Raw genomic sequence first — 19,707 nt, 5'->3', positions numbered from 1 at the left:
GAATGCAAGACGGAGTTACGGATTACCAAATTACTGTTTACTGAATGCCTTCTTCCTTCGCTTTTGCGTTCACTTCCTCGATCATCTTGTCGAGACCCTTCGCCTTGTAGCTTTTCAGGATGTCGTTCCAGGCCTTCTCGACCGGCTCCTTGGACAGCATGACCTTGAGCAGGTCGTCCTGATCGAGCACGGAGAACTTATCCTTCGTCGGCGTAGACATATAGGTCAAACGAATGTCATAGTCCGGCACCTTCGTGTTTTTCAGCACCCAGTCAATATAATCGACGGCTTCCTTGCGGATCGACTCGTTCGCGATGAGCGGATTGTTCATGTCGTAGCTGTCGGACGTCTCGTAGGCGACCAGCTGCCGCAGGAAGTTGCGGGCCGGATACTTTTCGTTCAGCGAGGCCGTTTCGATCATGACCTTTTTGCCGCCTTCGACCTTGTAGTCCACGCCCTCTTTGCCGTATATCAGCAAGTCCTTGCCTTCGGGCGACAGGATATAGTCGTACAGCGCCATGATGCGGTCCATCTTCTTGTCGTCGACCTTGCCGCTGAAGTAGCTCTCCGACCAGTACGTCTTGAAGACGGCATGCGCGCGCTCGCCGTCGGGTCCGACGAGCGGCTTCAGCACCTTGACGCTCTGCGTGATGTCCGTATCCGGATACGCGGTCTTCCAGCGCTTTTCGTAGATCTCGCCGTTGAAATTGACGAAGCCGCCGCCGCTGAGCAGGGCCGCCGCCTTGCCGGACACGAATTTATCGTACGAATCGGAGCCCTTGGCAAGCGCGATGTCCGGATCGATCAGGCCCTTATCGTACATATCCCGCATATTCTGCAGTGCGGGCAGCGCCTTTTTGGAGAATACCGCCGGCACGAGCTTGCCGTCCTCCTCGATCCACTTGAAGTCGCTGCCGCTGCCGTCGCTCGTGGCGACGGGATTGCCGTACAGCCAGAACAGGCCGCCGATCAGCTTGTTCTGCGTGGTCGTGAGGCCCCCGATGCGCTTGCCTTCCGGGTCCGCCTTCGTGATCGCCTCCAGCATCGCCTCGAACTCGTCCCAAGTCTCGGGCTCTTTTGTAATGCCGGCCTTCTGGGCCAAGTCCCAGCGATAGAGTACGACGCGGTCGAGCGCGCTCCAGTCGACGCTCGGGAACATTCTCCGCGGCACCGTGTAATATTTGCCGTCCACGCTCAATCCCTTGATGTCCGGCGCCTCGAAGTATTCGGCGAGGTTCGGGTACTTGGCCAGGTCCGGCAGCGCCTTGACGACGCCCTGCTCGACCCACTTGCGCTGATACTGGGTGCCGATCGCGTCGATCGCGAAAATATCCGGGAGCTGGTCCGACGCCGCCCACATCTGGATTTTTTGCGCGTAGTCGTCCCACGTCGTGTTGACGGGCTTCAGCGTTATATTGAATTTCCGGAGCACTTCCTGCGCTATCGGATCCTTGGCGATCTTGGCGATCTCGGCGTCCGCGTCCCAGAACGCGACCGAGATCTCCATCGGATCCTTGTACGGATTGTCCGCCGCCGCGGAAGCGCCTTGCGACGCAGTCGAGCCCGATGCTGCGGGGGATGCGGCCTGATTGTTGCCGTTGTTGTCGTTGCCTCCGCAGCCTGCGAGCAATGCCGTGGACAGCGCCAGTCCGGCAGCGACTGCCGTGAGTTTTTTAACCATGTGAATGAATCCTCCCTTTGACGATTATAGGATAAAATTTTTATATGGTTAAAAAATTTCTTATCCCTGTCCGTTGTTAGTCCCTATCCTTTGATGGAGCCGACCATGATGCCCTTGTCGAAATGCTTCTGCAAAAACGGGTAGACGGCGATGATCGGCAGGCTGGAGACGACGATCGCGGCCATCTGCAGCGCCGGCGCGTACACCTTGGCGGACTGCCGCTGCTCCGCCAGCGTTTGGGCCATGAGGCTGAGCATGGAATTGGACGTAATCAGCGTTTCCCGCAGGTAGATCTGCAGCGGGGCCTTTGAGGCATCGCTGATGAAGATGAGCGCGTACCACCATTCGTTCCATCGCTCCACCGCGTAGAAGAGCGCGAAGGTCGCCATGAACGGCGCCGAGATCGGCAGGATGATCTTGTAGAGAATGTACAGGTCGTTCGCCCCGTCAAGCTTGGCCGATTCCTCCAGGCTCTCCGGGATGCCGCCGAAGTAATTTTTCATGATGATCAGGTAAAACGTATTGAGTCCTGCCGGGACGATCATGACCAGCAGGTTGTTGACGAGACCGAGGTCTTTGACGATCAGGTAGAACGGAATCAGGCCGCCGTTGAAAAACATGGTGAACAGGATCAGGCTCAGCATCGCATTGCGCCCCGGCATGCCCCGCTTGGACAAGGCATACGCGCCCGCCACGGAGATCGCCATGCTGAACGCGACGCCCGCGGCGGTGACGATAACGGAGTTCAGGAACGACGTCCAGAACTTCGTATCCTCGAGCAGCAGCTTGTAGGCGGTCAGGTCGAACGAGAGCGGGAGAATGTAGAAGTCGCTCTTGCTGATCGCCTCGAACTTGGCCACCGAGACGATCAGGACGTTGTAGAACGGAAAGAAAGTAATGACGGCTAGGAGCCCCAGGACGATAAAAGCCCCGATATCGAACGGACTCCATTTTTTCTTCGCAGCGGCCGCGCTGGCGCTCATGGGCGATCCTCCTATGCTGTCTTCGTTAATAGAGCCCCTGCTCTCCCATTCGCTTGGCGAACGTATTGGCCGCCCACAGCAGCACGAGGCTGATGACCGACTTGACGACGCCGACCGCGGTCATATAGCCGAAGTCTCCGCCGACGGTGAAGGACGTCCGGTAGATGTACGTGTCGATCGTGTCCGCCACTGAATAGACCGGAGAGCTGTAGAGGTTAAAAATCTGCTCGAAGCTGGCCCCCTGCGTCAGCATCTGCCCGACGTGAAGAATCAGCAGCACGGAGACGGTGCTCTTGATGCCCGGCCACGCAATGCTCAGCAGCCTGCGGAATCGTCCGGCGCCGTCCACCTCCGCGGCCTCGAACAGCTCGGGATTGATGCCCGCCAGCGCCGCCAGATAGATGATCGAATCCCATCCGATCTCCCGCCAGACGTGAGTGATGTACAGGATCGGCCTGAACGCCCTCTCGTCCACGAGCGGCGAGCTCGGGTCGGCCCCGAACAGCATCGCGATCTGGTTGTAAATGCCGTCCTTGCTCAGGATGTTCATGACGATGCCAGCGAGCACGACCCAGGAGATGAAGTGCGGAAACGTGAGGATCGTCTGGAAAAACCGCCGGGCCTTGTTGCGGGAAAATTCGTACAGCACGATCGCCAGGACGATCGGCATGGGAAAGTGAATGACCAGCTTCATGACGCTGATGACGATGGTGTTTAAAAAGGCTGTGCGGAACTCGGGATCGGTCAGCAGCGTCTTGAAATTGTCCAAGCCCGTCCACGGACTGCCCAGGATGCCCTTGCCGTAGTTAAAGGTCTTGAACGCCAGCGTCACGCCGTACATCGGTCCGTAGCTGAAGAGCGCGTACCAGACCAGGATCGGCAGCACCATGAGATAGAAGTACTTGTACTGCAATATCGTCTTGCCCAAGCTCCGCCCCGGAGCCCGGGCCGTCGTCGGATCGGCCAACCCTCTCCCCGCCTTCCATGTTGTGTTTGGCGCCAAGTAAGCGTTTTATATGCTAAATTATAAGGAGCGCAAAAGCGGCCGAGTATAGAGGATTCACGCCGAAGATGTGGACTTTACATACGTAACGGCACAGAGTGCGGCAGGTTCGGAGGATCGGACATATCGAACGTAAGATCGTCCATACCCGCGCCCGGCGGGAGCCGATAGGATGAACCTACACGGGAGCAAAAAGCGATTCGGGAGGACTGACATGCATACAGCGATAATCGCCGACGACGAACCATGGATCGTGGAGGGCATCAAAGCGGCGGTGGACTGGGCCAAGTACGGATTCGAGGTGATCGGGGACGCCGAGGACGGACAGGCGGCGCTCACGCTGATCGAGGCGCTGCGCCCGACGCTCGTCTTCACCGACATCAAGATGCCCGCGATGAACGGCCTGGAGCTGATCCAGCGGGGCAAAGCCGTCTCCCCGGACACGCTGTTCGTCGTGCTCAGCGGACACGCGGAGTTCGCTTACGCGCAAAAGGCGATCAACTACGGCACCTTCGGCTACTGCCTGAAGCCCTTCGAAATCGACGAGATTCACGGCATGCTTGCCCGGATCGCGCAGCATCTCGAATCGAGCGAAAAGAAAGCGCCGACCTCCCATTCGTACGCGCTCTACGAAGCCATCTGCTCGGGCGACCTGGATCGGATCAGCCGGCTCTTGGATAAGAGCGGCATGCCGGTATCGGCCGGGACGCCACTCGTCCCGGTCGTGGTGCAGGGTCGGCATACGCCGCCCGCCGTGCCGGGCGTCGCCTGCCTGTCGTTCCCTATGAGCAGCAGGCGGCACGGCTTTTTATTGGAGGAACGCCTGAAGGCGGCGTTTCTCCAGGGAATAAGCGGCGCGGCAAGGCCGATCGAATTCGGCGTCGGCATAGGCCCGTCCCTCTCGGACGTCGCGGAGCTGGATGCGGCTCTCGAGGCTGCCTCGCTCGCAGCCTACGGCATGTTCGCCACGGGGCGACCCGGCATCTACCCGGCGTCCGCGTCCGGCGCCGAACGTCCGATCGAGGAGCGGCTCAGGGAGATCGCCAGGATGCTCGAACGCAAGGACCGGCTGGGCTTTATCGCGGCTATGGAGTCGGCCAAGGCGGGATTCCGCGACGGCGCCTTCACGATCAAGGAAGCGTACGTACTCTATACCTCGGTGCTGTATCTGTTCCCGCGGGAGGGCTCGAAGCCGAGCGGACGCTTTTTCGAAGGCTACGAGCAGCTCTATTATCGGTACGGAACCGCGGAGGCGATGGTGGACGACCTGACGACAATGACGCTCGACTCGTTCGCCGAGGGCGTCGAAACGGCGGAAAGCCGGATCTCCCACAAAAAGGTGAAGGAGATCGTCCTCTACATTCGCAACCGCTTCAATCAGGAGCTCTCCATTCAAAGCCTGGCGGAGCAGTTCTATTTAAGCCCGAATTATTTATGCCAGCTATTCAAGCGGGAGGTCGGCGAGACGATTGTGGAGCATATCTCGCGGCAACGCATCGAATACGCCTGCAAACTGCTGGAGGAGACCGATCTATCCATCTATCAAGTAGGGGAAAAGTGCGGATTCCAAGACTACTTCTATTTCACCCGAATCTTCAAAAGATACCGTAAAATGACGCCGACGCAATACCGGGAGCGGTCATGAAGGCCTTCGGCCGGCTGTCCATCCGCACGCAAGTGCTTCTGATCGGCGCCCTCATCGTCGCCATCATTCCGTTCGTCATCGTCCGCGTCTACCAGCAGTCCAGCGCGACGATCATCGATCAGAACACCGAGTACAACACGGAGCTCGTCTCAATCCTCAAGCAGCGGGTATCGGCCAACTACGCCAACGTGTCGGGGCTTATGATGAATCTCGGCTACGACGCGACCCTTCAGAAGTTCCTCCTCGAGACGGACAAGCTCAAGCTGTACGATCTGTCGCAGAAGGTGGAGAGCCTGATGAGCATCGTGCGAAATACGAACCAGGATATCCTCGACATCGTCGCGGTCGGGCGTTCCGGCTCGTATACGTCCTTGGCGGGCAGAACCCAGCACATCCGGGAGCTGATGGCGACCGCAGGCGATGACGGCACCGTGCACTATCGCGGCTACAGCCCGCCGGACAAGGTGCTCGACAAAGGCAAGCTGCTGTTCGGCATGAATATCTTCGCTTCCGGCGACACCCAGTTCTACGGCGAGAAGATCGGCTACATTCTGGTCGTCCTCGACGTTCAGTCCATTCATTCGGCGTTCGAAGGCTATCCTCGGCTCGCCGGCACGAACTTTTTCATGATGGACGACAAGGGCGTCATCTACGCGAACGGCGGAGAATGGGAGCGCACGCTGGACGCCATGGGCATCGAAGATGCGGGCGATGGGCTCCAAGCGGCGGAAACAGGAAAAGCAGTTGTCCGGAAAGTCGGCGGCAAAAATTACGCCGTCCAGACGTTCGCGCTGCCGGAGATCTCGGGCAAGATCGTGACGGCCGTCCCGATCCACAATCTGATGAAGGAGCTCGAGCGGCTGCGCAAGACCAGCTATTGGCTGCTCGCCGTCACGCTGCTGGTCGTCTCGATCCCTTACGCAATGCTCATGGTGAATATTTTAAGGCCGCTGACCCGGCTCATGCGGTTCATGAAGCGGCTGAAGGGCGGCAATCTGGAGGTACTTCACGACAAAGTGGACCTGAAGGGGTACGCGGAGATCGAGGTCATCTCGAGCGAATTCAACACGATGATGACGCGCATCAACGATCTGACGGGGCAGCTGGTGGACGCGACGTCGAAGCTGTACCGGGTCGATCTGGAGAAGCAGCGGGCCGAATACGCCTATCTGCAGAGCCAGATTAATCCGCATTTTCTGAGCAACACGCTGGATTCGATCAAGGGCATCGCCATCGTCAAAGGGAACCGGGACATCTTCGAGATGACGACGGCGCTCAGCTCGATGCTGCGGTACAGCATCAAGGGCAAGGACGAGGTGAGTCTCGCGGACGAGCTGAAAATCGCGGAAGCCTGCGTCAAGATCCACCAGGGCCGGTTCCCCGGCAGGCTGACGTTCAAGCTTCTATGCCCGGCGGAGCTGCAGGACATCCCCGTGCCGCGGATGATCGTCCAGCCGATCGTCGAAAACGCGCTCGGCCATGGACTGGAGCCCCGCGGACGAGGCGGCGTCCTGCTCATCTGCGCCGCGGAAAACGCGGACGGACGGCTCGAGATCGCAGTCGAGGACAACGGCGTCGGCATCGAGCCGGATCGCTTGGCGCTCATGACAGCGTCGCTTGCGAGCAGGAACGCGGAGGCGAGCGGGCATATCGGCGTCCGCAACGTGCACAACCGGCTGTGGCTAAAATACGGCGAGCCCTGCGGCGTTCGGCTGGAGAGCGAGCCGGGGCGCGGGACGAAGGTCGTGCTGACGCTGGCAGGGAGACGGGCTGAGGAGGACTATGCGCGGTCCGGGGATGAAGCCGTTTGAGCGATTGGCGAATAGCGAGCCGCAGCGCTGGCGCAAGGCAAGCTCCTTCCGTCTGCGGTCTCGCTAATGAAACCAGACGTACAAAGGAATAAACAGCAGCGACGTCACGATGCCCGCCAGCGCCATGGACACGCCGCTGACGCTGCCCTGCAGCTCGGAATCGCGGATCACGCGTCCGGTGCCGATGCCGTGCGAGGAAGTACCGATGGCGACGGCGATCGGCATATCACCGGAGATGCCCAGCCGGCGCAGCAGCGCAGGTCCGACCATGCTGCCGAGTAGCCCGGTAAGCACCGTCAGCACGGCGGCGAGCTCCGGAATGCCGCCGGCCTGGCGGGCGATCTCCACCGAGATCGCGCTGGAGACGGACTTCGGCATCATGGTCGCCATGAGCTCCCGCGTCCCGCCCATCAGCCAGACGAGCAGCCCCGCGCCGGCGATGCCGCTCACCGATCCTAAGGTGACCCCGGAGAGAATGGCGGCGAAGTAACGTCTTAGGAAATGCCGCTGCTTGTAAAGCGGTACGCCCAGCGCCACGGTCGCCGGTCCCAGGAAAAAGGTGATCAGATCGCCGCCCGCCCGGTAGTCGTCATAGGGAATATCAAGCGTGAGCAGCAGCGCGATGATCGCGCCCGAGCAGACGAATAATGGATGGATCGACTTCCACCTGCCCTGCACCTTCAGGGCAATGACATAGGCGCCGACGGTAATCGTTACGCCGAACAACGGGTGCTCATAAAACTCTTGCAGGTTCATAAGCCGGCGCTCGCCTCTCCCTGCTCGGATCCGGCCGCCAGCGACGCTTTGCGGCCGACCCGGGCGGCGACGCTCCCGGCAACCAGCATGACGATCAACGTGCTGCCCACGAGACTGACGACAATCGCGAGCCCGTTCTCCCGCAGCACCGGCAGGAAGGCGATCGTACCGACGATATACGGCACGAAGAACAGCATCATATGCCGCGTCAGCAGCTCGGCGGAGCGTTCCACCCACTCCAGCTTGACGATACGCAGAAACAAGGCGGCCGTGAACAGAATAAGGCCGATGACATTGCCCGGAATCGGCAAATGCAATGCGCGCTCCGCAAGCAAGCCTAGCAAATTAAACCCGAGCAAAATGGCGAATCCGGTCATTATAGCACCCTCACTAAACCTTTAAACGTATAGGCCAGCACCGGCTTGCCATCCAGCGCGATTTCTTCCTCCTCGCAAGCTTCGCTGAAGGACAGCCAATCGTCCTCGTTAAAATGCTGCACCGAGGGCCCGTTTCCCACATGAAGGCAAAGAATGTATGACGCGCCCGTGACGGAACGGCAGTCGAGTACATAATGCGCCGATGTCTCCCGGCCTTCCCGAACGTAGGCGGTAATGGGCGCCTCATTCACCGGCTCGTCGCCGGCCGATACGATGCCGGCTCCTTCCGGTGATGCGAGCGACTCGCGCAGAATCGCCTCGATCCCTTCCCCTGCGAAGCGTTCCGCTTCCGCGAACGAATTGATTTTTCTCATGAAAACCTTCATCTCCATTCAAGCAGTTTGCCGTTCATGACGTTCATCCGAAAAGGTGAGCGTTCTTATCGCTTCAACACCTCCAGTTGTCCTCGTCGTTGCGTCACGTATGTCACTCTGCGACCAAAATCTTAACGACGGTCTGCCAACGCTTGGAGTCGTTCCTCATTTATTTTCTTCGATCGCTCCTATGATTGTCATCCCTTTTTTGAAGTTGCCGCGGAAATGGAACACAAAACGAAAGGAGGCCGCATCCCTATCGGATGGGCCTCTCTTCCATTCGCGGCAATCGGCGCGCTTTAAACGACTTGAACGAGCATCAGCTTCTGGTTGTCGCCGCCGCCTGCCGCGTACTGGACAAACTGCGTGCCGGCCGTCGTGCTGGAACCGGGCATATCGACCGACTTTCCGCTTTTACGGTTGATGAATCGGCTGTACCCGGAGCCGGCGTCCGTTACGCTCCATTCGTCCTCATAGGACGCGTCCGCCGTGTACGTCTGCTGCACGATGCCGGCGTTGTCCGCGGTCGAGGCTCCCGCTACGGCGAGTGCCTTGCCGGTGCTCTTGGAGACGACCTTGTAATAGCCGTTGGCAAGACTCGTCAGGGTGAACTGCTGGTTCAGGCCCGACGTCGCCGTCCATTGGATGATCGCCGTTCCGTCGTTCGGGCTGTTGCCGCTAACGTCCATATTTAATCCGCTGCTCTTGACCTGAATCTTGTACGTCTTGCCGTCCAGATCGAGCGCGGCGTCCAGATAGACCCCGAATTCGTAGACGGAAGGCCCGAGCGTCCCGTTCACGTTCGCAATCTGGAGCCGCACCTTGCTCGCCGCGACCTTGGGGAACGCGTCCGTCTGCGCCTGTGCGGGCGCGCTTCCCGAATAGGCGTCGATCCAGCCGGAGCCGTCGTAATATTGAATCTTATAGCTGCCGATCCGCTGGCCCAATTGGCTGATCGTCGTCTTGTTGAACGCCGTGACCGCGCCCAGATCGACCTCCAGCCAGGCGCTGGCCGTACCGTCCGCCGTCGCCCACCGGGAGCCGGCGTCTCCGTCGGTAGCCTTGGCCGCCGCATAAGGCGCGGAGTGCGCGCCGCTCGCAGTCGTCGGCTTGTTCAGCGCCAGATTCGCGCCCGCGCGGCCGACGCTCAGCTGGTACGTCTTGGTCGTCCCGCTCTCGGAGGTCACTTCTACCGCGATGACGGATGCGCCGGCAGGCAGAGTGACCGTCGCTTCCCCGAGCGCGTCGACCGCCTGGCCGTTCACCTTCACCGTCGCGGCGGGATCGGCCGATACGGCAGTCACCTTCGCGCTCGCGGAGCTGCCGCTCACGGATACGCCGTAATTTGTCGTCGAGGCCGCGAAGGCCGGCGACAGCGCGCTCCCCTCCACGCCCAGCGTCATCAGATCGGCGTTCATCGATGACGCGGACTTGTTTTCGTCCCAATAGAACAACTCGCCCTCTCCCCCGCCGAGATTGAGAGTGAGCGTATATTGCCCGCCTCCGATCGCGGTCAGCGCCACGTTTTCGATGGCTCCCGTGAACCGGTTGACCTTCTTCAGCGTCGTCGGATTCGCGAAGGTCAGTGTCACGGTCTGCCGGGTGTCCGCGAGCGAACCGTGCTGGTTTTCCGGTCTCTGTCCATTGCCGGCAGCCAGGCCGTTAACGACCATGAAGTATTTGGGCGCCGTGGACGTGAAGAAAGTGCGCGTATCGTATCCCGGCAGCGGCTTGAAGTAGCCGACGACGACGTCGCCCGGCAGGCCGTCGTTCTGCGTGCCCGCATTGACTGCCGACACGTCCGTCAGATGGTACTCCGCGTTAGCCGCGAAGGTGCCGGTGTTCCAGCCCGTCGGGGCCGTATTGGCCGTCGCCGCCCCGCCGCTCGAGTGCTGGCCCGGCTTGACGCGCAGGTCCACGTTGTTCAACCGTACCAGATGCGGCCCCCAGTTCCGCGCCTGCCGGAAGTTCTCGGCGTATTCGTAGTAGTGACGCGTCGGGAAGCCATTTTCGTCGAACAACATCGCGTATTGGTGATCGTACTCGAACCGGAACAGATCGAGCCACTTCATGCCTCCGGCGAGACTCAAATTGGTGATCAGGTACTTCTCGGACTCCGTGCTCTCGTACCAGCCGGATCCCGCCTGTGAGCCGCCGTTCTTGAAGGCGCCGAGATATTGGCCGAAGGCAATCGGCCGGGTCCCCGTGCCATCGATTCCGAGCAGCGCCTTTTGCCGCTGATAATTGATCGCGTTCACGATCTTGAGCGTCGACTCGTAATCCTTGATCGAGCCGCCTTGATCCCAATAATACGTGTCGAACGTGAGCAGATCGGGCTTCGCAGCCTGCATGTATTCGTCCAGCTGCGCGCCGCTCCATTGGCCCTGGTATTGATTCGTATGGACGAGCACCCGCGGGTACAGCTTGTGCGACAGCTCGAACCAGTTTTTTAAATAGCCCGTCTCCGCCGCGGAATACCCCTGCTCGTCGCCGAAGCAGAAGCTGACGGCGTTCGAGATGTCCGCGATCTGGGCCGCCGACAAGAAGTCGCCGCTGCCCGGCGGATTCTGCCCGACCGCGTTGGTGGCGTAAGGCGCCTTGGCCAGATTCCACTGGATGCCCGGCAGTCGGTCCTGCAGCGGCTGATTGTAGAGCGGCGGATCGTAGTACGTCACGCCGGTCATATTCGTCCCCGTGAATTCGGAAGCCGTCGGCACCGCCCGCCCGTATTGATCCGAAGGCATCCATGTGTGAATCTGGAGCCCCTTCTCGATCAGAACCTGGCTCGCGAGCGACAGACGGGGGTTGACGTAGGCTGCCGGAGCCGCGACCGGGGCGGCAGACCCCTGCGTTTCGGTGTCGCGGTAGACGTTGATCTCGCTGGCGATCGGATTCGGGTATGTCGCGCTGTGCACGGTCAGCATCTCGATCTTGAGGTAGCGTGCCGTCACCGGTTCGAAGTAACCGAAAATCTTCGTCTTGGGGTCGTTTAAGATCGTGCGAATCTCGTAGCCCGTCCAGTGGAAATTCCCTTGCATGACGACCGGCGCGTAGTTCGATCCGTCCGTGCTCGCGTACACCTTATATTGGTCGACATGGTTCTGAAGATTGGCCGGATCGCCGAGATAATCGATCTTGCTGAGGGGATACGCCGCGCCCAGGTCGATCGTGACCGTCTGCGGCGTCGTGCCCGAAGCGACCCAGGACGTCGCGATGTCGCCGTCGAACGCTTTGGCGATCTCGTGACCGGTCTGCTGGCTCGTCGCCGAGACCGCGAGCTGGGATTGCGGAATCTTGACCCTGCCGCGGTAATCGAAGGACGCTGCCATGTTCGCGATCTCGGTCGCGGACAGCGCCCGGCCGTACAGCTTGAGATCGTCGATTCTGCCGTTCCAGGCAGCGGTGTTATCCTTGGACAGTCCGACCCGATAAGCGCCTGTTGCGGCTTCGGCCACCACCGTGCGCGCCGATTCCTGCGCGCCGTTGACGAAGAGCTTAAGCGACTGGGATGCGGAATCGTACGTCACCGCGACGTGATACCAGATTCCCGTCGAAGCGACGGTCGTCCCTGTCGTCGTCACGCCTCCCAGATACGAGTAGAATTTGCCCGTGCCGTCCAGCCCGATCCAATTGCGCCCCGTCGACCCCTCCTGCTGGAAGATCAGATGCGTAGACCCTCCGCCTGACGCGGCCGCGTTCACCCAAGCGGACAAGGTAAAGCTGGAGGCCGCCGGGTTCAGCTTGTACGGAATGCCGACGTACGCCGTATTGTCTCCGGCGAAGGACAGCGCCTGCCCCATGAGCCCCGTCGCGAGCGCCGGCTTGGTTGTCCCGTACAGCGTGCCGTGCGCGCCGTCCACCGCGTCCGGCGTGACGTTGCTGCGGATTTCGTCGAACTTCCAGCCGCCGGCCTGCCCGGTCGGGAATGCCGCCGCCTCCGCCGTCGAAGCCTGATACGAGATAGCCGGCATCGCCAGCGCGGCGGCGAGCAGCGCGACCAGCATACTGCTTTTTGGCCTGAGGCGCGCTCCGCATCCGCCCCCCTGTCCCCTATCCCCGCGACCGGAATCCGGCCGTCCGTCATCCCGCCATTCATCGTTCCGTTTCAACATCCGATTCCCTCCTTCGTTCGATTCCTTGCCGCTTGCCGTCCGGTCGCGCCCGTCTAGACGCCTTGAATCCCCTCCTCTCCGATTGAGGAATACGCTTACATGAACGATTATTGAGGACGATCCCCTGCTTCGCTCCCTCCTTCCCCGGCCCGCCGGCCAGGGAAGGGGGAAGCGAAGCGGCATCCTTACCGTTCAAGCCGGAAGACATGCGCATAAGGCGCTGCACCGGCCATCCGGGACCGCAGCTTGATGAAGGGCGGCCGGCCCGTCTCCGTCACGAGTTCCGCCTCGCCTTCGCCGCCCAGGAGGCTGACCGACCTGATGACCGTGAAGGTGTCGGGCAGTTCGAATTCGCTTAGCGGCTCCACCGTTTCGTCCGCATACAGGTAGAAGGCGTAGACCGTATCGCCCTTACGCGTAAAGGCCATATTGCCGCTTAGATACGGGGCGCATGCGCGCGTGCCGTAGATGGCTTCGCCGTATCGCCTTACGAACGAGCCCAGCCCCCGAAGCGCTTCGATGCCGCCGCCCGGCAGCCTGCCGTCCGGCTGCGGCGCGATGTTGAGCGCCAGATTGCCGCCTTTGGCGATGATGCCGACCAAAAGGTGTACCAACTGTCTCGGCGACTTGAACGTATCGTCGAAATTAAACGAGAAGCGCTTGCCCACCGTTACGCAGCTCTCCCACGGGACAAGGATCGGCTCGTCCGGCACCGTCTGCTCGGGCGTGATAAAGTTCTCGTACGCACCGCCGACGGTGCGGTCGACCGCGAGCAGGTGCGGCTGCGTCGTCGCCCGGATTTCTTCCACGATCTCGCCGATCCGCACGTCCTGCCCTTTGTTGTCGGGGCGTACCCAGCCGCCGTCCAGCCAGAGCGCCTCGATCCGGCCGTAATGCGTCAAGAGCTCCCTGATCTGCGCGTGCGTGAACCGGACGAACCGCTCCCACCGCTCGGGATGTTCGCTCACGTCGTAGTTGACGTTGCGGTCCGTGCGGCCGTCCGGCCAGGCGAAAGCGGGCGACCAGTAATCCGGACTGCTCCAATCCGGCTTTGAAAAGTAGGCGTGCACGGCGATGCCCCGCTCGCGGAACGCGTCGAACAGATGCCGGACGATGTCTGCGTGCTTGTGCGCGTGAAACGGGGTGTTCGGACTCGTGATCTTGTAGTCGGTCGTCTGCGTATCCCACATGCAGAAGCCGTCGTGATGCTTGGTCGTGAACAGCAAATATTCGAAGCCGCATTCCTTGGCGAGATCGGCCCAGGCGTCCGGCTGAAAACGGATCGGATTGAACGTCGTCCGCAGGCCGCGGTACTGCCGACGGAACTCGTCCATGTCGTCGGTCCAGTCGACGTCCTGCTTCGACCAGGCCGCGCTGTCTTCGCTCATGCACCAGGACTCGTAAATGCCGAGCTGGCAGGCGGACGACCAGTGCATCATCAGGCCGAGCTTGCGGTCGCCAAATCGCTCCAGCGACTCGAGCACCTCGGGCCTGTCCGGCTGCACGTACCCTTCGGCGGTATAGTCGTGAATCCCGTTGTTCGTTGCGTCTTTTTTGGTGCCCGTCATGCTGCTTCTCCTCCTGTAGAACGGCATCCCCCCCAGACGGGAGGATGCCGCGGACTTGAACTTATAAGCGAATTATTGCGCTGCCTTCCAAGCGTCGTACTGCTTTTGCATTTCGGCGATGACCTTGTCGGAGCCGGCGTCCTTCAGCTTCTCGATCGCGCTGGGCAGGAACTTGTCGGGATCGACGGAGCCCGTGATCAGCGGCAGCTTGATCGCCGCCGTCACGTTCTGGATATTGGCGATCTCGGCTTGCACCGGCGTCGGGTCGAAGACGAAGCCGACCAGCGGCGATACCTGCGCCTGCTCGTTGAACGCCTTGAACTGATCCCACTTGTCCGCCGGATCCGCCTCGGTCAGATAGGTGAGGAAGCCGTTGCCGAATTGGAACCAGCCGGTATTCCAACGCTCCTTGCGCGCGGGCAGATCCTTGACGACGTTGTCGGAAACCTTTTCATAGTGCACGCCCTCGATGCCGTAGACGAACAGATTGTGAAGGTACTTGTCGGCATGCAGCAAATTGATGAACATCATGGCCCGCTCCGGGTTTTTGGAGGTGGTCGGGATTGTCAGCATCGAACCCATGACGGAGCTGGTGGTGACGATCGGCTTTTCGATCGGCGCGTAGGTGACGTCGAAGCCCGCGCGATTCGACCAGATGACGTCGGCCGTCGGGATGCCGCCGGCGATGCCGGTCAGCCACTTGCCCGCCTGCTCTTCGTTGTCCGGCCGCTTGTAGGTGGCTGCGTCCGGACGGACATAGCCGGCCTTGTAGTACGCCCGGACGGTCGCAAGCGCCTGCTTGGCCTGCGAGGTCTCCCACATGTTCACGATCTTGCCGTCCGTGGCGGCAGGATCGTAGATCATGCCGAACGGGATGTTCTCGTTCATGACGTAGTCGAAGGGCACATACCACAACGCCTGCTGGCTCGGTTCGATCGGGTAGATGGTCGGATCCTTTTCCTTCAGTTGCTTAAGGACCGGCTCTGCGTCGGCGATTGACTTGACGCCAGACAAGTCGATCCCGTTCTTGTCCGCGAGCGGCTTGTTGAAGCGCAGTACCCACTCAGACGCGATCTCCTTCGGATTTTGGACCGCATAATTTTTGCCGCCGACCTTGGACAGATCGAGGAACTTGCCGTACATGGAGCCGAGCGCATCCTGCCCGTACTTCTCCAGCAGATCGTTAACCGGCGTCAGCGCGCCCTTGGAGGCGAGCGGGATCATATGCTTGGCCTGCGTGAACAGTACGTCTATTTTCTGACCCGAAGCCAGCAATACCGGCACCTTCTGCTCGGCCTCGGCCCACGGGATGAAGTTGATCTTGACCGTGGCGTTGATCTTGGGACCGATATACTTATCTACTTCCTTCTCGATGAGCTCCGTATCCTTCTGCGGATCGCCGAAGAAATACAGCGTCAGCTCGTAGGGATCCAGCGCGCTCTCTGAAGGCGCCGCGCCGCCGCTTGCCGTCGCGGTCTGCGACGGGCTGGCCGCAGCGGTGCCGGATGCACTCCCGCTCGGCGAAGACGTCTTGTCGTCGCCGTTGCCGTTGCCGCAGGCGCTTAGCGCCCCCGTTAAAACGAGGGACAGCGCAAGCGTGTACCCGATCCCCTTCTTTTGACGTGCGTAAAACATAGCTTGACCTCCTGTATGTTCATTGTCGTTCGTTGATTTATTTAAGCGCGCCGCCCTGCAGTGACGGCCCGTTAAATACCTATCTAGCCTTTGATCGAGCCGACCGTCAGGCCCTGGATAAAGAAGCGCTGGAAAAACGGATAAGCCAGCACGATCGGCAGCGTCGCGACGACGACCATCGCCATCCGGATCGTCTCCTGGGGCAGATCGGCGAGCAGCGTCGCATTGGAAGCGGACAGCGAATCGGTATTTTCGAGCAGGTACTGCAGGTTGTTCTGGATTCTCGACAGCATATATTGAAGCGGCGTCAACGCCGGCTTGTCGATGAACAGCATCGCGTTGAACCAGTCGTTCCAGTAAGCCAGCGCGCTGAACAATCCGATCGTCGCGATGCCGGGCAGCGAGATCGGCAGCACCATCCGGACGAAGATGGAGAAGTCTCCGGCGCCGTCGATTTTCGCGGCTTCGATCATTCCCTCGGACACGGTCGTCCGGTAAAAGGTTCGCATCACGATAATATAGAAGGCGTTCACGCAGAGCGGGAGGATAAGCGCCCAGATTGTGTCCTTGAGGTGCAGCACCTGCGCCACGACCATGTAGAAGGGCACGAGGCCCGCGTCGAACAGCATCGTCAGGAAGGCGAGGAGCGTAAAGAAGCGACGGTATTCAAACTCGGGTCTTGCGAGCGCGTAGGCGTACGGCAGGATGAAGACGAGACTTAAGAGCACGCCGATCGCCGTCACGCCGATCGTCACCAGATAGGCATTCAGCATCTGTCCGGAATCTTCGAACAGATATTTGTAAGCGGACAAGCTCAGACGCTCGGGCCAGAGGCTGTAACCGTGCAGCGCCAGCGACTGTTCGTCCGTGAAGGAGATGACGACCGTGAACAAGAAAGGCAGGATGCAGGCGGCCGCGACGATCGCGGCAAGGACGTTCCAGGCGATATTCCAGCCCCGGGTGAATCCGTCGATGTTGGCGTAGGACTTTGACTTCATGCTTATGCTCCCTTCGTTTAGAACAAGGCGTCGTCTCTGCTGATCCGACGAACGACCAGATTCGCCGACAGAACCAGCATGCAACCGACGACCGACTGATACAGTCCGGCAGCTGCGCTCATGCTGAACACGCCCATCTCTCTCATGCTCCTGAAGACGTACGTATCGATGACGTTGGTCACCGGGAACAGGACGCCCGACTCGCGCGGCACTTGATAGAACAAGCCGAAGTCCGAGCGGAAAATCTGCCCGATCGCCAGGATGGTGAGGATGATCATCAGCGGCTTCAGATGCGGGACAGTGACGTTGCGGATCTGCTGCCATTTGCTCGCGCCGTCGATGACGGCCGCTTCGTAATAGGTTTTGTCGATGCCGGAGATGGCCGCGATATAGATGACGCTGGAGTAGCCGATCGACTTCCAGACTTGGGCCAGGATTAAGAAGAAAGGCCAGTAAGCCGGCTCGGTGTACCACATCTTGGGTTCGAGGCCTAAGCTTGAGAGGACGTTGTTCGCGAAGCCCTTGTCCATGCTGAGGAAGGCAAAGGCGAAATAACCGACGACGACCCAGGACAGGAAGTGAGGCAGCATCATGCCGGTCTGATAGAGCTTCGAGGTCCGTTTGTTGTTCAGGCTGCTCAAGATGACGGCCAGGGCGACGGGGAGAATCAGTCCCAGCGCGATGAACGCGAAGTTGTACAGCAGCGTATTTCTCGTGATGAGATAGGCATCGCTCGTCTGGAACAAAAATTTGAAATTGTCGAATCCGACCCACTTCGCCTTCCAGATGCCGTGGAAAAGTCCCTTGCTGTCGTAGGCGAACTGTTGGAACGCGATCAGGTTGCCGACGATGGGCAAATACTTCAACAAGACAAACCAGAGCGTGGCCGGCAGTACCATGAGCAGAAACATTTTATTTCTTTTCAGTCGCTTCCATTTCGTACGCATGCGCGATTCCCCGTTTCCATTCTAAGCTTGGGCTTGTTGCCGTGAAGCGTTTTCAGGATACTTCTAGTATCCATGCTCCGCCCGCTTGCAGAAAGAGGAATAAAGCAAGGTGAACCGTCGGAACTCAATATACTTGGGGGAATAAAAGACGGCGGCCCGTACGGGCCGCCGTCGCGGGCCTCCATCCCGGACTGCCGTCGATTGCCGGCCTCGCGCCATACGGCGCGGGTACGGCAAGCTCAGCCCTCCGCCGTTCCCTTGATCAGGTTGCGGTAATCCGTAGGCGAAGAGCCGGTAAACTTGGCGAACAGCTTGTAAAAGTAGTTCGGATCCAGGCAGCCGACCTTCGCCGCGATCTCGCTTGCCTTCAGATCGGTATGGACAAGCATCTCCTTGGCGATTTGAATGCGGTAGCCGGTGACATAGTCGGTGAAGCCGACGCCGATCTCTTTCTTAAAAAGCTGTCCGAGGTAGACCGGATGGACGTTATACGCCTGGCCGAGCGTCTTCAGCGACAGCTCCGACGCGTAGCGGTCGTGAATATCCAGCATGACCTTGCGGATCACGGGGCTGCGATCTTCCTCGGCGCGCGTCAGAGACGCCAGCGTCTCGGATGCGAACTCCCGGACGTACATTCGGATCCGGTCGACGCTCCGCAGCCGGAACAAATGCGCGAAAAGCTCCATGAAGCTGCTGCGCCCCGCCAGCTTCCCGATCTGGATCAAGAGCTCCAGGGCGACCTCTTGCGCATCGGCCAGGGAGGCGTTGGCGTGCGCCTTCAACCTGCCGAATTCGTCGTCGATCCATAGGTTCAAGCGCGAGAGATCCCGTTTGTTCAACAGGTCCGCGAAGCCGAGACGATCGTGGAAATTCGCGATGCCCTGGGCGCGGGGCGGCAGCTGCTCGCCGTCCACGACGAAACGGCTGCCGGCGAGCGGCGTACGGCCCTGCTGTTCCTTGGCGCGGCGGTAGCTCTCGGGAACATCGGCGTACCCGTTCGCGGTCGTCCCGATCGAAAACAGGAGCTCGGCGCGCCATTGCTCCCGGATGCGCCGATGAATCTTCTCCAGCCCGCGCTGGATAACGGCACGGTCCAGCGGACCGGCCGGATCGGACAGGAGCAGCACGATATCGCCGTCGGGGTCGACGAGCTCCATCGTCAGGCAGTCCGGAAGCCATTCGGCCGACAGCGACCTGACGACCTCGAGTATCCCGGAGATCAGCTCGCCTCGAATGTCCGCAGAATACGCTTCGCCCGTCGGCTCGCCTCCGAATAGACAGCCCGTCACGACGGCATAAGAGAGATGATTGAGCGGGATCTCCGCAATCTCGGCCCGGTGCTTCAGCTCCGACCTTGGCATCGTCCGGTTCATCCAGCGAAGCAGCACGTTGTTGCGCAGGATTTGCTTCTCCTCCACGGACCGGCTCCTGCGGATCCCTTCCTGCTCCAGCTTCCGGACGGCGCCCTCGACCGTCGCGCTCAATTCTTTGACGTCGATGGGCTTCAGCAGGTAGTTCTCGATGCCGAACTTGATCCCCTCCTTCACGTAGCCGAAGTCGTCATAGCCGCTCAGCACGATGAACTTGACGCTCGGATCGACGGAGCGGAGCGTCTCGATCAGCTTCAGGCCGCTGATGCCCGGCATGCGGATATCGGTGATGACGATATCGACCGGATGCGCCAGGAACCGCTCGGCCGCCTCCTCTCCACTTGCGGCTTGGGCCTCGATCCGAAGCCCGTGCCGTCCCCAATCGAGAATCGAATGCATGCCCTTCAGAATCAAGGGCTCGTCGTCGACGATCATGACCTTGTACAT

General features: G+C 60.3%; 14 protein-coding genes. 2 read left to right on the top strand and 12 right to left on the bottom strand.

Annotation, left to right across the window (positions count from 1 at the left end):
- Positions 1-37: 37 nt before the first annotated feature.
- From ACFSR7_RS10205 to ACFSR7_RS10195, 3 genes are all read right to left on the bottom strand, one after another.
- Entirely contained in the window at positions 38-1,681 is a 1,644-nt protein-coding gene (locus ACFSR7_RS10205) for an extracellular solute-binding protein (protein WP_378161123.1), read from the bottom strand.
- An 83-nt stretch (positions 1,682-1,764) separates the two neighbouring features.
- Positions 1,765-2,664 carry a carbohydrate ABC transporter permease gene (locus ACFSR7_RS10200; protein WP_282906879.1) on the bottom strand — a complete coding sequence of 300 codons (900 nt, stop codon included), beginning with the start codon at positions 2,662-2,664 and terminating at the stop codon, positions 1,765-1,767.
- 25 nt (positions 2,665-2,689) lie between these two features.
- The gene (locus tag ACFSR7_RS10195; RefSeq protein WP_378161120.1) at positions 2,690-3,631 is read right to left on the bottom strand and encodes an ABC transporter permease; all 942 of its coding nucleotides are present in this window, start codon (positions 3,629-3,631) and stop codon (positions 2,690-2,692) included.
- Positions 3,632-3,881: 250 nt separating this feature from the next.
- On the opposite strand from ACFSR7_RS10195, the gene ACFSR7_RS10190 reads away from it, so the two are divergent.
- Together ACFSR7_RS10190 and ACFSR7_RS10185 are read left to right on the top strand one after the other, a co-directional pair.
- A complete protein-coding gene (locus ACFSR7_RS10190; RefSeq protein WP_378161118.1) occupies positions 3,882-5,312 on the top strand; it encodes a response regulator transcription factor in 1,431 nt (476 codons plus the stop codon).
- A complete protein-coding gene (locus ACFSR7_RS10185) occupies positions 5,309-7,123 on the top strand; it encodes a cache domain-containing sensor histidine kinase (protein ID WP_378161116.1) in 1,815 nt (604 codons plus the stop codon). The genes ACFSR7_RS10190 and ACFSR7_RS10185 overlap by 4 nt, the downstream gene beginning before the upstream one ends.
- A gap of 63 nt (positions 7,124-7,186) precedes the next feature.
- Here the strand turns inward: ACFSR7_RS10185 and ACFSR7_RS10180 are convergent, their stop codons facing one another.
- From ACFSR7_RS10180 to ACFSR7_RS10140, 9 genes are all read right to left on the bottom strand, one after another.
- Positions 7,187-7,879 (bottom strand): LrgB family protein, encoded by a 693-nt coding sequence (locus tag ACFSR7_RS10180; RefSeq protein WP_378161113.1) that lies wholly within the window; start codon positions 7,877-7,879, stop codon positions 7,187-7,189.
- Entirely contained in the window at positions 7,876-8,256 is a 381-nt protein-coding gene (locus ACFSR7_RS10175; RefSeq protein WP_378161111.1) for a CidA/LrgA family protein, read from the bottom strand. Before ACFSR7_RS10175 ends, ACFSR7_RS10180 begins: the two co-directional genes overlap by 4 nt.
- Positions 8,256-8,630, bottom strand: a complete 375-nt coding sequence (locus tag ACFSR7_RS10170; RefSeq protein ID WP_378161110.1) for a hypothetical protein — start codon at positions 8,628-8,630, stop codon at positions 8,256-8,258. The genes ACFSR7_RS10175 and ACFSR7_RS10170 overlap by 1 nt, the downstream gene beginning before the upstream one ends.
- Before the next feature lie 299 nt (positions 8,631-8,929).
- Positions 8,930-12,742 (bottom strand): discoidin domain-containing protein, encoded by a 3,813-nt coding sequence (locus tag ACFSR7_RS10165; protein ID WP_378161108.1) that lies wholly within the window; start codon positions 12,740-12,742, stop codon positions 8,930-8,932.
- Positions 12,743-12,927: 185 nt separating this feature from the next.
- Positions 12,928-14,310, bottom strand: a complete 1,383-nt coding sequence (locus ACFSR7_RS10160; protein WP_378161106.1) for an alpha-L-fucosidase — start codon at positions 14,308-14,310, stop codon at positions 12,928-12,930.
- A 72-nt stretch (positions 14,311-14,382) separates the two neighbouring features.
- Positions 14,383-15,945, bottom strand: coding sequence for an ABC transporter substrate-binding protein (locus ACFSR7_RS10155; RefSeq protein ID WP_378161104.1), 1,563 nt, complete (start codon positions 15,943-15,945; stop codon positions 14,383-14,385).
- 83 nt (positions 15,946-16,028) lie between these two features.
- Positions 16,029-16,943, bottom strand: coding sequence for a carbohydrate ABC transporter permease (locus ACFSR7_RS10150; RefSeq protein ID WP_378161102.1), 915 nt, complete (start codon positions 16,941-16,943; stop codon positions 16,029-16,031).
- Positions 16,944-16,960: 17 nt separating this feature from the next.
- Positions 16,961-17,890 carry an ABC transporter permease gene (locus tag ACFSR7_RS10145; protein ID WP_378161100.1) on the bottom strand — a complete coding sequence of 310 codons (930 nt, stop codon included), beginning with the start codon at positions 17,888-17,890 and terminating at the stop codon, positions 16,961-16,963.
- Positions 17,891-18,129: 239 nt separating this feature from the next.
- Positions 18,130-19,707 (bottom strand): response regulator, encoded by a 1,578-nt coding sequence (locus tag ACFSR7_RS10140; RefSeq protein WP_378161098.1) that lies wholly within the window; start codon positions 19,705-19,707, stop codon positions 18,130-18,132.

It is taken from the genome of Cohnella sp. GCM10020058, assembly GCF_042683485.1.
Classification (GTDB): Bacteria; Bacillota; Bacilli; order Paenibacillales; family Paenibacillaceae; genus Cohnella.
The sequence above is the reverse complement of the archived record's forward strand: the minus strand, read 5'-3'. Positions and strand labels throughout refer to the sequence as shown.